This window comes from Candidatus Desulfatibia sp. (assembly GCF_036446775.1).
Taxonomy (GTDB): Bacteria; Desulfobacterota; Desulfobacteria; order Desulfobacterales; family UBA11574; genus Desulfatibia_A.
On the sequence record NZ_JAZFTO010000368.1, the window covers coordinates 1 to 17,100 of the forward strand.

At 44.8% G+C, this 17,100-nt stretch carries 17 protein-coding genes, 1 tRNA gene and 1 pseudogene; 18 read left to right on the forward strand and 1 reads right to left on the reverse strand.

The window, feature by feature from the left end:
- Positions 1-185 (forward strand): annotated as a pseudogene (locus tag V3S16_RS16740) (hybrid sensor histidine kinase/response regulator); the annotation flags it as partial.
- Between the two features lie 101 nt (positions 186-286).
- Here the strand turns inward: V3S16_RS16740 and V3S16_RS16745 are convergent.
- Positions 287-1,069, reverse strand: coding sequence for a YkgJ family cysteine cluster protein (locus V3S16_RS16745; protein WP_413887012.1), 783 nt, complete (start codon positions 1,067-1,069; stop codon positions 287-289).
- Between the two features lie 566 nt (positions 1,070-1,635).
- On the opposite strand from V3S16_RS16745, the gene V3S16_RS16750 reads away from it, so the two are divergent.
- From V3S16_RS16750 to V3S16_RS16830, 17 genes are all read left to right on the forward strand, one after another.
- Positions 1,636-2,187 (forward strand): type I restriction enzyme HsdR N-terminal domain-containing protein, encoded by a 552-nt coding sequence (locus tag V3S16_RS16750; RefSeq protein WP_413887014.1) that lies wholly within the window; start codon positions 1,636-1,638, stop codon positions 2,185-2,187.
- A gap of 250 nt (positions 2,188-2,437) precedes the next feature.
- Positions 2,438-2,938, forward strand: a complete 501-nt coding sequence (locus V3S16_RS16755) for a nucleoside deaminase (RefSeq protein WP_413887016.1) — start codon at positions 2,438-2,440, stop codon at positions 2,936-2,938.
- Between the two features lie 174 nt (positions 2,939-3,112).
- A complete protein-coding gene (infC, locus tag V3S16_RS16760; RefSeq protein ID WP_413887018.1) occupies positions 3,113-3,691 on the forward strand; it encodes a translation initiation factor IF-3 in 579 nt (192 codons plus the stop codon).
- A gap of 436 nt (positions 3,692-4,127) precedes the next feature.
- Positions 4,128-4,325, forward strand: a complete 198-nt coding sequence (gene rpmI, locus V3S16_RS16765) for a 50S ribosomal protein L35 (RefSeq protein ID WP_413887020.1) — start codon at positions 4,128-4,130, stop codon at positions 4,323-4,325.
- A 186-nt stretch (positions 4,326-4,511) separates the two neighbouring features.
- Positions 4,512-4,862: a 50S ribosomal protein L20 gene (gene rplT, locus V3S16_RS16770; RefSeq protein ID WP_413887022.1), complete on the forward strand. Its 351-nt coding sequence runs from the start codon at positions 4,512-4,514 to the stop codon at positions 4,860-4,862.
- Between the two features lie 19 nt (positions 4,863-4,881).
- Positions 4,882-5,889, forward strand: a complete 1,008-nt coding sequence (pheS, locus tag V3S16_RS16775) for a phenylalanine--tRNA ligase subunit alpha (RefSeq protein WP_413887024.1) — start codon at positions 4,882-4,884, stop codon at positions 5,887-5,889.
- A 1-nt stretch (position 5,890) separates the two neighbouring features.
- Positions 5,891-8,308, forward strand: a complete 2,418-nt coding sequence (gene pheT, locus V3S16_RS16780) for a phenylalanine--tRNA ligase subunit beta (RefSeq protein WP_413887026.1) — start codon at positions 5,891-5,893, stop codon at positions 8,306-8,308.
- Between the two features lie 42 nt (positions 8,309-8,350).
- Positions 8,351-8,698: a MerR family transcriptional regulator gene (locus V3S16_RS16785; protein WP_413887028.1), complete on the forward strand. Its 348-nt coding sequence runs from the start codon at positions 8,351-8,353 to the stop codon at positions 8,696-8,698.
- Positions 8,699-8,845: 147 nt separating this feature from the next.
- A tRNA-Gly gene (locus tag V3S16_RS16790) sits at positions 8,846-8,920 on the forward strand.
- Positions 8,921-9,374: 454 nt separating this feature from the next.
- Positions 9,375-9,908 carry a ribosome maturation factor RimP gene (gene rimP / locus V3S16_RS16795; protein WP_413887030.1) on the forward strand — a complete coding sequence of 178 codons (534 nt, stop codon included), beginning with the start codon at positions 9,375-9,377 and terminating at the stop codon, positions 9,906-9,908.
- 28 nt (positions 9,909-9,936) lie between these two features.
- Positions 9,937-11,325 (forward strand): transcription termination factor NusA, encoded by a 1,389-nt coding sequence (gene nusA / locus V3S16_RS16800; protein WP_413887032.1) that lies wholly within the window; start codon positions 9,937-9,939, stop codon positions 11,323-11,325.
- 98 nt (positions 11,326-11,423) lie between these two features.
- The gene (infB, locus tag V3S16_RS16805) at positions 11,424-14,126 is read left to right on the forward strand and encodes a translation initiation factor IF-2 (RefSeq protein ID WP_413887034.1); all 2,703 of its coding nucleotides are present in this window, start codon (positions 11,424-11,426) and stop codon (positions 14,124-14,126) included.
- A gap of 121 nt (positions 14,127-14,247) precedes the next feature.
- Positions 14,248-14,535: a DUF503 domain-containing protein gene (locus V3S16_RS16810; RefSeq protein WP_413887036.1), complete on the forward strand. Its 288-nt coding sequence runs from the start codon at positions 14,248-14,250 to the stop codon at positions 14,533-14,535.
- Positions 14,536-14,540: 5 nt separating this feature from the next.
- Complete coding sequence (gene rbfA / locus V3S16_RS16815) at positions 14,541-14,894, forward strand: 30S ribosome-binding factor RbfA (protein WP_413887038.1); 354 nt, start codon at positions 14,541-14,543, stop codon at positions 14,892-14,894.
- Positions 14,887-15,855 carry a DHH family phosphoesterase gene (locus V3S16_RS16820; RefSeq protein WP_413887040.1) on the forward strand — a complete coding sequence of 323 codons (969 nt, stop codon included), beginning with the start codon at positions 14,887-14,889 and terminating at the stop codon, positions 15,853-15,855. The genes rbfA and V3S16_RS16820 overlap by 8 nt, the downstream gene beginning before the upstream one ends.
- Positions 15,856-15,871: 16 nt before the next feature.
- Positions 15,872-16,774 carry a tRNA pseudouridine(55) synthase TruB gene (gene truB, locus V3S16_RS16825; RefSeq protein ID WP_413887042.1) on the forward strand — a complete coding sequence of 301 codons (903 nt, stop codon included), beginning with the start codon at positions 15,872-15,874 and terminating at the stop codon, positions 16,772-16,774.
- Between the two features lie 236 nt (positions 16,775-17,010).
- Positions 17,011-17,100: 30S ribosomal protein S15 (locus tag V3S16_RS16830; protein WP_413887044.1), on the forward strand; the 90-nt coding region annotated here is incomplete at its 3' end.

The window sequence follows — 17,100 nt, forward strand, 5'->3', positions numbered from 1 at the left end:
GCGGAGAAACTTATGACAAACTCAAAAAAAACAATCCAAAAGTAAAAGTCCTGCTAGCAAGCGGCTATAGTATCGAAGGCCAAGCAACCGAAATTATGAACCGGGGTTGTAACGGTTTTATCCAGAAACCTTTCAATATGGTGGATCTATCACAAAAAATAAGGGCGGTTCTCGACAAAGAGTAATAAAATGGAATGAAATCTTCATACAGTTGAACCTTACCTTAGATACCTGCAGGGATCAAAAACGCTTTGATCATCGCTGCGGTGAAGGCTATGGGTGGAAGCTATCTGAGCCTGAAGTATTTGCTTTTAAGCCCCCAGACATAAAACCTGACCCACTGGAAGCCGAATTTCATCAACTCCACATCATCGCTGCGAATCTTTTTGAGGATGGCGGATTTTACTTTGTAGCGTTTCAAAAAGGTGCTGCTTAGCAAAAAATCACGAAAGCGATCGATATTGTAGATGGCCATGAACGCCATTTTGGCTTTGGGCCCTTCCGGCCCCTCGCGGCCCCAGGGGTTTTTCTGGAACAGGCGCTTGAGCCGCGACCAGTGCAAGGTCATTTTGTTATAAATAACGGCATCCTGATCTTTAATCCATGACGCGGTTGTCCACAGTTTGCTTTCGTGTTGCCCCTCACAGAAATCCGGCGGTCTGAAGAAATGGACCAGCCGGGTGGTATCGCCGCCGGCGTCGTACAGAGCGCCCTGTTCCACGGGAAAGGTGCGGCAGGTATCCGGGCGATCCGGATACACCCTACAACCGTCGTCGCTCAAAAAAGGGCACGTACGTTCACTGGTGTCGGACATGGCCAGGAGCACTTCCGGAAAGAAGTTTGAGTCTCTTAAAACAATAGCAACATATCTGTCCAAGAGCTGATCAGAGGTCAGGTTGAGCCGGTTTTTGAGGCGGACAACGTCGTAGGGGTACAAGAAAAGATTAAGATTCCGGCAGCATAAATTATAGCAGGCAATTTGCGGATGGCATTGAAATGAAAATTTATCCGCGGCCGCCAGTCTCCTCCCGGGCAATTGATCCAGGTTTTCAATATCAACGTATTTCATACATATCCTAACTCGGGCGAGCCGGTCGAAGTGTAACAAAGGTCTCGCTGAAGCGGTGAACCAAAGGTTTGAACTTTTTGGAGCGACCTAGACATATATTTCCAACCGATTAGAAGATATTAATTGATATAATGTTACGACTAAGGTAATTGAACCTATTCAGCCGACGTTGCCAAGCTACTATCCGGCCGTCGTAGCCGTTGTTACTATGGCGGAGTCGGCTGGTGAAGTCGGCTTATCTCTTGGTGTCTTTGCAGCTTTTGCAAAGTGGATTTATTCACATGCAAAATTAATTGTAAAGAAATATTTTAGCCTTTACATCATGAAGATCATTCATTATTTTTTATAAAGGATTACCAGTTAGTTCGCTTCGCTCACAAATGGAATGGTGGAATATTGGAGTGATGGGTTTAAAGAAATTTAAACCGATAAAAAATGATTTTTAGCCGCTTTATCACCCAATACTCCATTACTCCAACATTCCAATATCCCAGTGACTCGATAGAAGTGTTGGTAATTAATAGTTTTGTTTGCCCTTAATTAAGGCAGGATTCATCTGGCAAGAAATGCAGGGACATCATCTCATACTCGGCGAACTGGTTGATCTTATCTCCGGTGAAATCATCCAAGACACCCATGATGAAAGGTACCGGCAGAAACTGGCGCATCTTTTAGTGAACCGTAAAGGCTACCTGAAAAAAGAAATTCAGCCCCGACGCGAACTTTTGGTAACAGCCGGAGATAAAAGCGCAATTGTTAAAGTCGATTTCGTGATCAACGTGGCCGGCCGGACCGGTATGATCGTAAAATACGGCCCCGGTTCACTGGTCACCCGTCACCGCCCTGCGCTGGCTGCGTCCAGACTTGTTGATCCCTACCAGGTTCCCATTGTGGTGGTGACAAACGGCGAGGACGCAGATATTATAGATGGGGCTACCTGCAAAGTTATATCACAAGGTCTGGAGGCAATACCCGCCCGAATCGAACTTATTAAAAAGATTTCTAAAACAGATTTTATTGAAATTTCGCCCCAGCAGGTTGAAATTGAATCGAGAATCGTCTATGCCTTTGAAGTTGACGGCAGCTGTCCCTGTGATGATACGATTTGCAGGCTATAACTCTGTTTTAAGAAGCGACCTATTGATAAAAATCGTTGATGTTTGTAAGCGTATGATTTTTACACGAAACAGATACTGGATACTGGATACTTGATAAAATGGTAACAAAAGCAGTTATATCAAGCATCAAACATTCAGCATCCAGTATCAAGCATCCAGTATCAGCCGTCTTGAACGAAAATAAGGCATATCAAAGATAAACAACAATTTTAAGAGTTAGACCTATAAAGATGGACAAAGGCTTCTAACAATGGATTATGAGCATTTTATGAAAAAGGCGCTTGATCAGGCCCAAAAAGCACTTGAAGCCGGGGAATTTCCGGTTGGCTGCGTACTGGTTTATCAGGACAGGATTATAGTAAGCGCTTCACGCGCAGGCACCGCCGGGGATGCTGTCAATGAAATCGATCATGCCGAAATGGTTGCCTTAAGGCGTCTTATTGACCTTAAGGACAATATAGATAAAAGCAAGCTGACCCTGTTCTGCACCATGGAACCCTGTCTGATGTGCCTTGGCGCCATTATTTTAAACGGCATCGGCGCAGCGGCTTACGCCTACGAAGATGTCATGGGAGGAGCCACAGACTGCAATTTAGCAGAACTCACCCCTTTATATCATAGCGGGCGGATTTCAATAGTGCCGCATATTTTACGCCAACAAAGCCTGGAACTTTTCAAGGCTTATTTCAACAATCCGGAGCATACATACTGGCAAGGGAGCCTGCTTGCCAAGTATACACTCAACCAGTAAAGAAACCGGACTAAATTTTTATTTTTCTTGCATTTTTTTCTTGCATTTATTAACGTAATTTTATATTCGAAAATCCAGTTTGGCCTGGTGGCTCACAGCTTGGGAATATATTAACTGCAAGGTTAACGCCGAATACAATTTTCAAAATAGGCCTTTTGCCTTGCTTCCCTATTGATGAGCAACAACAAAAACATTTACTATAGGAGGTGCAGGATAGCTGTAACAAGACGACCAAATAGACCAAGGAGGTCAGACAGAACATTTACCAATAAGAATATAAGAGCCAAAGAGGTTAGAGTAATAGATCCCGACGGAAATCAGATTGGCATTATCCCTACGTACAAGGCCCTTGCCACTGCTGGAGATTTCGGTCTCGACCTGGTTGAAATTTCTCCCAATGCAAATCCCCCTGTTTGTAAAATAATGGATTACGGTCGGTACAAGTATGAACTGACCAAAAAGAAACAGGAAGCAAAAAAGAAACAAAGTACCTTTCAGATCAAAGAAATAAAGGTGCGCCCAAAAACAGGCGATCACGATTTGCAGACCAAAATCAACCATATCAAAAAGTTTATTGCTAAAAAAGACAAAGTCAAGGTAACCGTTATGTTCAGGGGTCGTGAAATTACGCTTTCCCAGCTTGGCAGGGATGTGCTGGAAAGAATTATTCAAGAAACGGAAGAAGTTGCTGCGGTGGAGCAATACCCCAAGTTTGAAGGCCGTACCATGGTTATGTTACTGGCGCCGAAATAGTTACTTTGTTCATCCGACTCTCTTTTGCAAGCGTTAACGCGCTGGATACTGTAGCATGTTACCTTGCTAATTGTTCATAGTCTCTTTTATTTTGAAGATGGCGTGGGCTGGAATTTGTCTAATGCTCGCGCCATCTATATTTGAGCTTTTAAACTCAATGGTTTCGTAAAAAGCAAAAAATTTCTTTTTACGAACGTTTTAGGTTTTAAGTATTTGTAAATAATCGTATTAAATCTAATAATTTTTCGTGTTAAACGGTTTGGATTTGTTGGAGTAATGGAGTACTGGAGTAATGGTTCCCTTGATTTCTGCATCACTCCAATACTCCATTACTCCAAGGTTCCAATGAGCTTTGACGGTGGTTAATACCATAAAAACATATAGTTAAAAAGAAAACCTCCATTTATTTTGGACAAAAGTGAAAGGAATTAAATAAATGCCGAAAATAAAAACAAATCGTGCAGCAGCAAAGCGTTTCAAGAAGACAGGTACGGGTAAATTTATATTTTCAAAATCAAATGCAAGTCATATTTTAACTAAAAAGACCACAAAGCGTAAGCGGGCGCTACGCCAAAGGCAGACTGTTGACAAAACGAATAGAAAAAAGATAAAGCTCCTGCTTCCCAACGGATAGGCTTTCACTAACAGTCCCACCGGTGGCGGACGGGAAATGCGCTTACTGGTGCAGTAGATAAGGGTAACCGTTCAGAGGTTCAGGGTTCAGAGGTTCAGAAGTTCAGGGTTGAACGCAGAACCCGGAACCCTGAACGGGAAACGGAATTCTGAACCTGTGAACGCTTACAGATTAAGGAGAATAACAATGCGCGTAAAAAGAGGTTTTAAAGCTAGAAGACGCCGGAAAAAAATATTAAAATTGGCCAAAGGATACCGCGGAGGGCGTAGTAAGCTGTTTCGTACAGCGGCTGATGCGGTAGACAAAGCACTAATGTACGCCTATCGTGATCGCAGAGTACGCAAGCGCGATTTTCGGAAACTCTGGATCACAAGAATTAATGCCGCGGTTCGTATGCATAATTTGTCATACAGTAAGTTCATACACGGACTTAAACTTGCCGGTGTTGAGCTTGACCGCAAAGTTATGGCAGAGCTGGCGATATCTGATCCTGCGGGATTTGCCAAGATAGCCGATTTGGCTGCACAACAACTTTAGCCCGGATATTTCATGAAAAGTGGAAAAAGATATTGAACAGATTCAAGAGCAGGCACTGAAGGAGCTCGAGGTTGCTTCTGATGTTGAAAGTATCAAAGACCTTTCGATCCGATATCTGGGCCGCAAAGGCAAAGTCACTCAATTTTTAAGGAGTATTGCGGATCTTCCTCCGGAACAGAAACCAGAAGCCGGAAAAAAGGCCAATAAGACTAAAAGACTTCTTGATGCCAAATTCAAAAAGGCCGTCAAACAACTTGAAACGGCATCATTAGAAACTGAAGACCGCATAGATGTTTCGCTGACCGGCCGAGTTGTCCGGCAAGGATCGTTGCACCCCATTACTCAGGTTGCGCAGCAGATTTGTGACATTTTTATCAAGCTGGGGTTTGATATTGCTGAAGGGCCGGAGGTTGAAACCGATTATTATAATTTTGAAGCACTTAATATCCCCAAAAATCATCCGGCCAGGGATATGCAGGATACGTTCTATATTTCAAAGAACATTGTTCTGCGAACCCATACCTCTCCTACCCAGCCGCGGATAATGGAGCAACAGAAGCCGCCGGTCAGAATTATTGCCCCCGGCAAGGTCTACCGTTGTGATTCCGATCTGACACACACCCCCATGTTTCATCAAGTTGAAGGCTTGCTGGTTGATAAAGGCATTTCCTTTGGTGATCTCAAGGGGGTGCTTACTACATTTGTGCACCAGATGTTTGACGCCGAGACAAGCTTAAGATTCAGACCCAGCTACTTCCCTTTTACCGAACCCAGCGCCGAAGTTGATATTCGATGCGTTATTTGCAGGGGTGCAGGATGCAGGGTATGCTCACACACCGGATGGCTTGAAGTGCTTGGTTCCGGCATGGTACATCCCGCTGTGTTTGAAAACGTCGGTTACGATACTACACGCTACAGCGGATTTGCTTTTGGGATGGGTGTTGAAAGAATTGCCATGCTGAAATATAGAATTGATGATATCCGCAAGTATTTTGAAAACGATTTACGATTTTTAAGGCAGTTTTAAAATGAAAGTCAGTTTAAGCTGGTTAACGCAATACGTGGACGTTGGCATGCCGCCGGAAGACCTGGCTGACGCTCTTACCATGGCAGGGCTTGAAGTTGAGAGCATTTCAGATCGTTATGAGTATCTCGATAGAGTTGTTGTTAGCCGTATTGCCAAGATTGTATCCCATCCTCAGGCTGACAATCTCAAAATCTGCCAGGTGGATGTGGGCTACCGGGTGATTCCTGTTGTTTGTGGCGCGCCCAATGTGAAAAAAGATATGCTGGCACCCTGTGCCCTTCCCGGCACCTGTCTGCCGGACGGAAATGTTCTCAAAAAAGAGTTGATCTGCGGCGAAACCTCTGAAGGGATGCTTTGCAGTGAAGCTGAATTGGGCCTGGGTGCAAGCGGCGCTGGTATCATGGAGCTTGCCTCCAAATTTTCGGCTGGAGATCCGTTAAACCGGGCGCTTGGATTATCAGACCCTGTGTTTGAAATTGACCTGACACCCAACCGGGCGGACTGTTTAAGTATCATTGGAATAGGACGGGAAGTTGCGGCATTTAAGAATACAAAGGTAAAATATCCTGAAATTAGCCTTCCGGAATCTTGTGATGATATCTCCAATTATACCTCTGTCAAAATTTTAGATCCGGACCTCTGTCCAAGATACGCCGCTATGCTTGTTTTTGATGTTAAGGTCGGCCCTTCACCGTTTTGGCTCCAGAATCGACTGATTTCGGTAGGTTTAAAGCCGATTAACAATGTCGTCGATGCCACCAATTTTGTTATGATGGAGACCGGTCAACCGCTGCATGCCTTTGACTTTGACCGGCTGGCCGAAAATAGAATTGTTGTTCGGGTCGCGCGCGAGGGTGAAACATTTACCACTTTGGATCAAAAAGAGCGGCGCCTGGATACGGAAATGCTTATGATCTGTGATGGAGAGAAGCCGGTTGCTATTGGAGGTGTTATGGGCGGGTCGAATTCGGAAGTCGAAGACACCACCACACGGGTTCTGCTTGAAAGCGCTTATTTTGATCCGGTTTGTATTCGGAAAACGGCCAAAAAAATGGGACTGAGCACCGATGCGTCCCATCGGTTCGAACGTGGCGTTGACCCCCGGGGCACCACAACCGCATTGCATCGGGTTGCCCAACTCATTGTCGAAATCAGCAGCGGCAAACTAATCAGCGGTACGATTGATGAACACCCTAAGCCTTTGCCCGATAAAATCATCGATTGCAGCGTCAACGCTTTAAATCGTCATCTTGGTACCCGTTTGGACCAAAATGAGATTGAAAGCTTTTTGCGGTCGATTGAGTTTGATGTTGAAAAAATTGATAGCGACAAACTTCGTGTTTTTCCGCCGTCCTGTAGAGTTGACATCAGCAGATTTGAAGACCTTACCGAAGAGATTGCGCGGCTGTTGGGTTATGACAACATCGGGACAACCTTTCCCCTGATACCGGCGGATGACAGAAAGACGTCCTGGCGGGTCGACTCGAGAGTCCGCATTAAACACCTGATGACAGGCATGGGCTTTACGGAAGCGATAAATTACAGCTTTATCAGCAAGCTATCATGTGATCGCCTCCAAATCAGACCGGATGACCCTAAACGCAAGGAAGTAGAGATATTAAATCATTTATCGGAAGATCAGTCCGTGATGCGCACATCTCTGGTCCCCGGCCTGCTTGAAACAATGCACCGCAACCTGGCAATGCAAAATAAAAATCTGAAATTTTTTGAGATGGGCAACGTTTTTTTTAGTACCGGAGAAATAGACCGTCAGCCGATTGAAGTTGAAATGCTGGCAGGTCTTTGGACCGGAATTAGAAACGATGCTTTGTGGCTTTCCGAAGAAATAAATTGCGATTTTTATGACTTAAAAGGTGTTGTCGAAGAATTGTTAAGGAGCCTGGGCGTTGTCAACGGGACATTTACCGGTATGCCGCCGGAATTTTGCTGTTACACCAAACCCGGTTATACGGCCGAAGTTTTTATGACCGATGAACCATTAGGTATTTTGGGAGAGCTACATCCGAACGTGCTCCGCAATTACGATCTCAAGCAAACAGCCTACATTTTTGAACTTAATTTCGACCGGCTGCTCGAGCATATACCTGCTATGAAATCAGCGCAGCCCATTCCAAAATTTCCGGCCACATCAAGAGATATTACCCTGATTGTCGACCGGAACGTCGAAGCGCTGAAGATACTAAAATGCGTTGAAACCCTTGATGAAGACCTGGTGGAAAATTTGCATTTATTGGACGTATTCGAAGGTGATCCGATCCCTTCAGACAAAAAAAGCGTTTCATTTAGAATAACTTACAGATCCTTTCAAGAGACCCTGGATGATGATAAGGTGAATCGAATCCATAAAAACATTGCCGACAGCCTTTTAAAGGAGTTTGATGCTGTATTGCCGGCCTAAAAGTTAGGCTGTATTTATTTGATCCTTAGCTTGGGTATTAAGATGCAAAGCAAGAAGCCTGATCAAAACGAGCTGCCTGATAAGCTGTACTTCAAAGTTGGAGAAGTCAGTGCAATTACAGGAGTTCCGGCATATGTTTTAAGGTTCTGGGAAACTGAATTCAAAAGAATAAAACCAAAGCGAACACCATCAGGCCATCGACTGTACAGAAAAATTGATGTTGAGCTAATTTTAAAGATCAAACATCTTCTGTATAATGAAAAATTTACTATCCGGGGTGCCAAACAGCACCTGGGTGCCAAAACGGGTGACCTCAAAGAAAAGTCTGCACCCATCACTGTGGATGAAATCCGATCAGAACTCAAACACATTAGGGACCTCGTAGAATAGCTCGATTTTTATGCCTTTTTATAAACCCGTCAATTCCATCAGCACATCAAAATTATCATGTCTTTTCACATTCTTTGCTGCAGCTACAAATATGCTTGAAAAATATTGACAAGGGTTTTTTTTTATAATAGCTTAATTTAATTAATTGCGGGCATAACTCAGTGGTAGAGTACAAGCTTCCCAAGCTTGGAGTCGCGAGTTCAAATCTCGTTGCCCGCTCCAGAGATAGTACGCCTTTTTCATTATAAAGGCTGTGAAGATAGAGCTTTTGGCGGCGGGTGTGGCTTGGAGTTAATTGATTCCTTATGGATACTTGCATGAACACTTAATATTTTCGATCCACGACAAAAGATCTACCATCACAAGCGGAAACGGGCTACAGCCCGTTTTTGTTTTTGTTCAGCAATAAAATCGCTGTGCGATTTTATATAACGCGGCTGCGCCGCTTTTGAAAAGGAAATTACAGTTACCCTAATTGAGTTAAAACTCAATGTGTCAGTTGTTTGTTGTCCGTTGTCAGTTGTAAATCTAACTCGGTTTATCCGGCGTTATGATAACACTTTGGCTGAAGATTTATAAATCAAGACTTTAATTCCTCTAAATTAGCTACGGATAACGGACAACGAACAACGGACATCGAGCGTTTCGCTTGATTGGAGTGTTACGTTAACGACTTGTGAAAGGGCAAAGAAAAAAAACGAAAAGAAAACAAGGAACCAAGGCAAAAGGCCACAGCACAGAAAACCGGTCGGCAGATAGCGGGGAAAAAATTATCGCGCAGATCAGGGATTTAATTGAAGCGTTATGTGCAACCGAGGGCCTGGAACTCGTGCATATTGAGTATCAGCGGGAGCCCGGCGGCAGGATACTGCGCTTTTACATAGACAGCCCCGACGGGGTGACCTTAGGTGACTGTAGCAATATAAGCCGTCAAGGGGGTGACCTTCTTGACGTCTATTTTGAAAATATAGGGCCTTATAGACTTGAAGTTTCATCACCGGGACCGAACCGCCCTTTGTCAAAAAGAGTCGACTATGAAAGATTCATGGGGAGACAGGTAAAAATCAGGACCAGGCAGCCTATTGAGGGGCAGAAGAATTTCAAAGGCGTCCTGTCGGGCATATCAACAGAGATAGTAAAACTGGCAGTCGAAGGTACCATCGTTTCTATTCCTTTAAGTAAGATTGCCCGAGCGCAGCTTGCTGATTAAGTTTAAAATTAGATAACGGAGAAGACCGATGTTAATATCAGATATAAAACGCGTTGTTGAGCAGGTCAGCCGCGACAAAGGTATTGACCGTGAAGTCCTTATCAAGGCCCTACAGGAGGCCTTAGAATCTGCCGCCAGGAAAAAGTTTGGGGCCAAGGTCGATATCGAGGTGCAATACAACGCAGAGGTCGGTGAACTCGAAGTCTTCCAGTTTAAAGATGTGGCCGAAGTAGTTACAGAGCCGGATCTTCAAATCAGTCTTGAAGAAGGGCGCGAGCTGGATCCGGATTGCGAGGTTGGCGACAGCCTGGGCACAAAGATCGATACATCCACCTTCGGACGCATAGCTGCCCAGTCGGCCAAACAGGTAATTATCCAGAAAATGAAGGATGCTGAAAGGGATGCGGTTTACGCCAGCTTTATCGATCGCAAAGGTGAAGTCATCAATGGAATTGTTCAACGTTTTGACCGCAATGATATTATTGTTAATCTGGGGCATACAGAAGGAATCCTGACGTATAGAGAGCAGGTTCCCAGGGAGAATTACCGGCGAGGTGATCGTATCCGAGCTTATATATTTGATGTCCTTTATGAAACGCGCGGGCCTCAGGTTATTCTTTCAAGAACGCATCCTAAATTTTTGATAGATCTTTTCCAAACAGAAGTGCCCGAGATCAGTGAAGGTATTGTTACTATCATGGGTGCGTCCCGTGAACCGGGAGTTCGGGCAAAAATTGCCGTAACTTCAAATGATTCTGATATTGATCCGGTGGGTGCCTGTGTGGGCATGAAAGGAAGCCGGGTTCAGAATGTCGTACAGGAACTCAAGGGTGAGAAGATAGATATTATACCTTATCATATTGATCCGGCAAAATTCGTGTGTAACGCGCTGGCGCCTGCTGAAATATCCAGAGTCATTATCGATGAAGAAAACCGCAGTATGGAAGTTATTGTTCCTGACGAATTTCTTTCGATTGCGATTGGTAAAAAAGGACAGAACGTACGACTGGCCTCAAAGCTGACCAAGTGGCGTCTTGATGTCACCAGTGAATCGCGATACAGCGAGGCCATGCAGGACAGCTACGACTCTCTGGTGGCACTTCCCGGCATCGGTATCAGCATGGCAGATGTTTTGTATGAAAAAGGGTTTTATTCTGCCGAAGAACTCAGCCATGCGTCCATGGAAGACTTGATTCAAATCAGAGGAATCGGCCAAGAAAAAGCCAAAAAGCTGATTGAAACTGCAAAAGATTATATAGCAAATATAGAGCAAATTGATGAGGCATCCATAGAAGCTGAGCCAGATGATGCCCAGGATTCGGATACCGGAGAAGCTGCTGAAAAAGATAACGCCGAAGGTGAGGAGGCGTCTGCCCGGATCGAGTCTGGCGCCGATGATGCCGCCGATGAGCAGTAATTGGGCCTCCGGCTCGTAGAAGCGAGCCTACGCCTCGGAGAGCAAAAGGGGGCGTTTTTCAAAGGTCTCCGAACATAACCTAAATCTAAGGGGGATGAATGGCAAAGATCAGAATATATGAGCTTGCCAGGGATCTTAACATGACAAACAAGACGTTGCTCGGAAAAATACATGATCTGGAGGTCCCTGTAAAAAGCCATATGAGTTCTCTGGATGATGAGACGGTTGCCAGGATTAAAAAGGTAATCCGGGGGACAGAAGAGGATGTAGAGACGGAAGATATCAAAGAGGTCGAGGAAACGCGTATTAGGCCGACGATTATTCGAAGACGCCGTAAACCTGTAAAGGAAGAACTTGTTAAAGAAGAAGCGGCGGCTGAGCCTGAAACGCATCCTGAAAAGGCTGAAGCTGTAGAAAAACAGCCGCAAAAAAAGAAAAAAGCGGCAGAACTTCAAGCTGAACCCGTCAAGGAAGCAAAGGTCGCCAAAAGGGTTGCCAAGAAAAAAGAAGCCGTAAAAAAAGATGCTGCGCAAAAGATCGATGTGGTTGCCGGCGAAGATGCACCTGCCGCAGTTCAAAAAAAGGTGAAAAAGCCCGCGAAGGCGGTTGAATTAAAACTTAAGAAAAAACCTGTTGCCAAGAAAGCAAAACCTAAAAAGAAAAAAGAGGCTCCGGCAAAAATTATAAAACTGCCGGTAAAACCTCCCCTTGAAACAAAAGCCCCCAAGGTCAAAAAAGCTAAAGGTAAAAGATCGAGACCGAAGGTTACAAAGATACCCCGTCCGGCGCAAGCTGGCCCGCTTGACAAAGTACTTACGGCCGAAGTGCCTGTAAAGGAAAAAAAGAGAAAGAAAAAGGCCAAGCGGTTTGAAGAACTTGTTAAAGATAAGAAATTTTTTAAAAAGAAGATCTCGTTCCGCAAAAAAGAGGTTGTTGAAGGGGCAGACCTTTATACTCCGGCTCGACGGGGCCGCAAGGGGCGTAAGGGTGCTAAAGCCAAAGTGTCAGTTGCTCAACAAAAGCCCCAGATTACAACTCCCAAGGCCATAAAGCGCAGAGTAAAAATTGATGATACCATTGCTCTTTCTGAGCTTGCCAAGCGGATGGGAATTAAGGCCAGTGAAATGATTAAAAAGCTTATGGATTTGGGTGTTATGGCCACCGTAAACCAGATCATAGACTTTGATACCGCAGTTCTTGTTGCCGCAGAGTTCGATTATGAGCTCGAAAAAGCATCCTTTGAGGAAGAAGTACTTTTAAAGGTGGAAAAGGATGATCCTGCCAAGCTCGTCGAGAGGCCTCCGGTGGTTACCGTTATGGGACATGTTGATCATGGTAAGACATCTTTGCTGGATGTAATTCGTAAAACCAATGTTACCGAAAATGAAGCCGGAGGAATTACCCAGCACATTGGAGCCTACAATGTTGTTACGGATAAAGGCCAAATTATCTTTTTGGATACACCGGGTCATGAGGCTTTTACACAAATGCGTGCCCGCGGTGCCCAAATCACCGATTTGGTAGTTCTGGTTGTTGCCGCTGATGATGGTGTCATGCCGCAGACCATTGAAGCGATCAACCACTCCAAAGCAGCCCAGGTTCCAATCATTGTGGCAGTTAACAAAATCGACAAAGCCAATGCCGAGCCCGAACGTGTTAGACGCGAGCTTGCCGATGTCGACCTGGCCGCCGAGGAATGGGGCGGCGATACCGTTTTTATCGATGTCTCTGCTTTAGAGAATAAAGGAATAGACGATTTGCTCGAAATGATCCTTCTGCAGGCCGAGCTATTGGAGTTGAAGGCCAACCCGGACAAGCTGGCCATAGGCCACGTGGTGGAAGCCAAGCTGGATTCGGGCAGAGGACCTGTTGCCACCGTGCTGATACAGCAAGGAACTCTAAAAGTCCATAATTCGGTGGTCTGTGGCGTGCATTACGGAAAAATACGCGCACTGCTAAACGACCGAGGGGTTCAGGTGACCTCGGCCGGACCTTCAATGCCGATAGAGATCATAGGTTTGACCGGGGTGCCCAATGCCGGCGATAAGTTCATCGCACTTGCCGACGAAAAGAACGCTAAACAGGTTAGTCTTCATCGGATCCAGAAGCAGCGAGCTCTAGAGCTGGCCAAAACCAGCCGTTTAAGCCTTGATAAACTTTATGAGCAAATACAGGAAGGAGAGGTTAAAGACCTGAACATCATACTAAAGGCTGATGTTCACGGCTCGATTGAAGCTTTAAGGGATTCTCTGACAAAGCTATCCAATGAAGAAGTCAAAATCAAGGTGATCCACGCAGCTACCGGGACCCTAACCGAATCAGACGTTTCTCTGGCCGCTGTTTCCGAGGCCCTAATTATAGGATTTAATGTGCGTCCCAGCTCCAAAGTTCAGGCGCTGGCCGGCGAAGAAAACGTGGATATGCGTTTTTATAATATCATTTACGATGTTATTAATGATATCAAAAATGCCATAGTCGGTATGATGTCGTCTACTTTCGAAGAACGGACTCTAGGAAGGGCCGAGGTCCGCGAGGTATTTCATGTCCCCAAAGTGGGTGCTATTGCAGGTAGTTATGTAGCAGAAGGAAAAATGGAACGCGGGCAGAAGGTGCGCATTTTAAGGGATTGGGTTATCGTGTATGAGGGCACGATTTCTTCGCTGCGACGTTTTAAGGACGACGCCAAGGAAGTCCAGAGCGGTTATGAATGCGGCATCGGTATTGAGAATTTTAATGACATCAAGATTGACGATATCATCGAATGCTATTACATGGAAGAAATCAGGCCGGAACTTGAATAGTAATAACCTAATTGAGTCGACACTCAATTAGGAGTTATCCGTTATTTGTTATCTGTTATTGGTTTTAGGTGAAAGATAACCGGAATTATTTATCGCTTGATAGAGGGAATAACGAGAAATCATGGTTACTGGTTTGGGGATCATAACATTCAGGCTGCATGACTGCCGATCGCTGAAAAGCAAACGCAAAGTTGTTAAATCGATTATCAGCCGGCTGTGCAACAATTTTAATGTTTCGGTCGCCGAGGTTGGGGCAAATGATATCTACCAAAGGGCTGAAATAGGTTTTGCACTGGTCGGCAACAATCGCAAAGTGATAAACTCTAAGATTGATAAAATATTCAACCTGGCAGACGAGTTGGGACTGGCCGAGATTATTGATAGTGAAATGGAGATTATTAATTTATAAATAAAATGAAACCATACGCACGGTCCGAAAGAGTAAGCGGCCATATCCAAAAGGTTCTGTCGGAAATATTGAAGAAAAACATTAAAGATCCTCGTCTTGAAATGGCTACAATTACGAGTGTAAAGATGTCCCGTGATTTAAAGACGGCACGGATTTATTTTACGACATCGGGAGGCAGAAACAGCAGCAAGAAAGCTGCCGAAGGTTTCAATAGCGCGCGTGGATATGTAAAACGGACCCTGGCTCAGCAGTTAGGTTTGCGATATATGCCCGAGCTTAAATTTTTTTACGATGAATCTTTTGAATACGGATCACACATCGATGAAGTGCTGAAGTCTATTAAAACAGACAATGGATAAAATAATAAGTCATTTGCAAAATAGTAAAAGTATTTTAGTTGTTTCGCATGCCAACCCGGACGGCGATGCCATAGGCTCCCTGATCGCCATGGGACTTTCTCTTAAAGCAATCAGCAAAAAAACAACATTATACAATGAAAGTCCCATTCCGGCAGTGTATCGTTTTCTGCCGGAGGCGAACAGCGTTGTTCGAGAAGTCGGCGACCAAAATTTTGATACGGCTGTTATCCTTGATTGCAGTGACTTGGAACGGATCGGAGAGGCGGTTTCAATGGTAAATCGGATACCGGTCATCATCAACATTGATCACCATATCACTAATGCCGGCTTTGGTAATCTGCAACTAATAGATACGTCCGCATGCGCCACCGTGGAAATTGTGTACCGACTGATAAAACAGTTGTCTGTTTGCATTGACGAAAACATCGCAACTTCCATATATACGGGGATTTTGACCGATACGGGTTCATTTCGGTTTTCAAATACGAATAAGGCTGCTTTTGCAATTTGTGAAGAGATGGTAGCGTTGGGCGTCGATCCCTACAAAATTGCTCGGTGCGTGTATGGCACCTATTCTCTGGGTCGCATAAAGCTGCTGAACCTCGCTCTTGACTCCATTGAAATCTCAAATAACGGCAGACTGTCAATTATGACTCTCACTCAGGACATGCTCAATAAGACGCAGACCCAGCCCGAAGACGTGGACGGCCTGATTAACTATGCAAGACGTATTGAGGACGTAAAAGTTGCGGCGCTCATCCAGGAGCATCAAAACGGTGATGGAACGTCAGAAACCTGCGGTAATTATCATGTGAGCCTGCGGTCCGATGGAACAATTGATGTGGCTGAAATCGCTTCCTCGTTCGGCGGGGGCGGTCATTCCAGTGCGGCCGGATTTAATATTGAGTCAACACTTTTTGATATAAAATTAAAAATATTTAACCTGGCTGAAAGATTGTGATTCGAATAAATGCAGCATGAACTTAAGCGGAATTTTAGTTGTTGATAAGCCCGCTAACACAACATCTGCCCAGATGGTGGCTGTTGTAAAAAAACTGCTTGGCGCCGGGAAAATAGGGCACACCGGCACGCTTGATCCTTTTGCAACAGGTGTCTTGATATGCTGTGTGAATCGGGCGACAAAGCTTGCAAGGTTTTTTTTGCACAGCAGTAAAAAATACGAGGCTGTTCTGCATCTGGGAGTTGAAACAGACACCCAGGATTTAACCGGGACGGTAACAGCCACCAGCAGGGCGGTAAACTTTACGGAGCAAGCGATACGATCCGCATTTGAGCAGTTTGAAGGGACATTTGAACAATTGCCGCCGGTTTATTCGGCATTGAAGTATAAAGGGGTGCCTCTTCACAAACTTGCAAGAAGCGGCAAACCTGTTCAGAAACCGGCCAGACGTGTATCTATAGCAACCATTGAAGTACTTAAAATTGATTTTCCGCTGGTACATTTTGTGGTTGGTTGCAGCGCAGGGACATATATCCGTACACTTTGCGCCGACATTGGCACGGCCTTAGGATGCGGAGGGCACCTTAAGGATCTCAGGAGAATCGAGAGCAGCGGATTTACAATAGATGAGGCCTTAACAATCCAACAACTAAAAGAACTTGCTTTATCCGGAAAACTGCCCGAGCACATGATAAGCATGTCAAATGCGTTGCAAAAAATGCCCGAACACATTGCCGATAAAGCATTGACCGCCAAAATTATGTATGGCAAAATTGTAACCAAAAAGGATGTTAAGCCCGGACAAATAGACGTTTCAAAGGGCTTTATCAAAATCGTCGATACTAATAAGGATCTTATTGCCGTTTTAAAATATACACCTGCTAGCAGCAGGTTTAGTTATTGTTGTGTATTCAACTGATGGCGTCGTAAAAAGTTCCAGCTACTGCGCTTGTCCGCCTCAGGCGGGTTGTATTATTTTTTAGGTGTAGCAAGACTTCGGTGATCTCCCCTCGGCATGCTCGGGGCCTGAGCTTGTCGAAGGCAGTCGAATTTCTGCGAGATTGGCAAGCGCTGTTGCAATTCAAAAAGATTTGTTGTAATTTCAAATACAGGAGGCGAAAAGAATTGGTTTCAACATCAAAAGACAAAAAGGAGATGATAGAGCGGTTTAAGCTGCATGAAGCCGATACCGGTTCACCGGAGGTACAGGTCGGGCTTTTAACACAACGTATTTCGTATCTTACG

Coding starts and splice junctions, on each gene's coding strand:
- V3S16_RS16745 (WP_413887012.1), bottom strand. CDS start 1,069: ATGAAATACGTTGATATTGAAAACCTGGATCAATTGCCCGGGAGGAGA.
- V3S16_RS16750 (WP_413887014.1), top strand. CDS start 1,636: ATGCAGGGACATCATCTCATACTCGGCGAACTGGTTGATCTTATCTCC.
- V3S16_RS16755 (WP_413887016.1), top strand. CDS start 2,438: ATGGATTATGAGCATTTTATGAAAAAGGCGCTTGATCAGGCCCAAAAA.
- infC (WP_413887018.1), top strand. CDS start 3,113: ATGAGCAACAACAAAAACATTTACTATAGGAGGTGCAGGATAGCTGTA.
- rpmI (WP_413887020.1), top strand. CDS start 4,128: ATGCCGAAAATAAAAACAAATCGTGCAGCAGCAAAGCGTTTCAAGAAG.
- rplT (WP_413887022.1), top strand. CDS start 4,512: ATGCGCGTAAAAAGAGGTTTTAAAGCTAGAAGACGCCGGAAAAAAATA.
- pheT (WP_413887026.1), top strand. CDS start 5,891: ATGAAAGTCAGTTTAAGCTGGTTAACGCAATACGTGGACGTTGGCATG.
- V3S16_RS16785 (WP_413887028.1), top strand. CDS start 8,351: ATGCAAAGCAAGAAGCCTGATCAAAACGAGCTGCCTGATAAGCTGTAC.
- nusA (WP_413887032.1), top strand. CDS start 9,937: ATGTTAATATCAGATATAAAACGCGTTGTTGAGCAGGTCAGCCGCGAC.
- infB (WP_413887034.1), top strand. CDS start 11,424: ATGGCAAAGATCAGAATATATGAGCTTGCCAGGGATCTTAACATGACA.
- V3S16_RS16810 (WP_413887036.1), top strand. CDS start 14,248: ATGGTTACTGGTTTGGGGATCATAACATTCAGGCTGCATGACTGCCGA.
- rbfA (WP_413887038.1), top strand. CDS start 14,541: ATGAAACCATACGCACGGTCCGAAAGAGTAAGCGGCCATATCCAAAAG.
- V3S16_RS16820 (WP_413887040.1), top strand. CDS start 14,887: ATGGATAAAATAATAAGTCATTTGCAAAATAGTAAAAGTATTTTAGTT.
- truB (WP_413887042.1), top strand. CDS start 15,872: ATGAACTTAAGCGGAATTTTAGTTGTTGATAAGCCCGCTAACACAACA.